General features: G+C 56.2%; 1 protein-coding gene. It reads left to right on the top strand.

From position 1 onward, the window contains the following. Positions 1–400 (top strand): glucose PTS transporter subunit EIIB (locus ACEWB7_RS18435; RefSeq protein WP_411581153.1); only part of this gene is annotated, 400 nt, incomplete at both ends.

Raw genomic sequence — 400 nt, 5'->3', positions numbered from 1 at the left:
ACTATATTGCTGCGGTTGGCGGCACTGACAACCTGAAAGCAATTGACGCCTGTATCACCCGTCTGCGCCTGACCGTGGCTGACTCTGCCCGCGTCAACGATACGATGTGTAAACGTCTGGGTGCTTCTGGTGTAGTGAAACTGAACAAACAGACTATTCAGGTGATTGTTGGCGCGAAAGCAGAATCCATCGGCGATGCGATGAAGAAAGTCGTTGCCCGTGGTCCGGTAGCCGCTGCGTCAGCTGAAGCAACTCCGGCAACTGCCGCGCCTGTAGCAAAACCGCAGGCTGTACCAAACGCGGTATCTATCGCGGAGCTGGTATCGCCGATTACCGGTGATGTCGTGGCACTGGATCAGGTTCCTGACGAAGCATTCGCCAGCAAAGCGGTGGGTGACGG

The organism is Acinetobacter sp. NIOH-H-8, assembly GCF_046635365.1.
GTDB lineage: Bacteria > Pseudomonadota > Gammaproteobacteria > Pseudomonadales > Moraxellaceae > Acinetobacter.
This window is presented reverse-complemented; position numbering and strand designations above follow the sequence as displayed.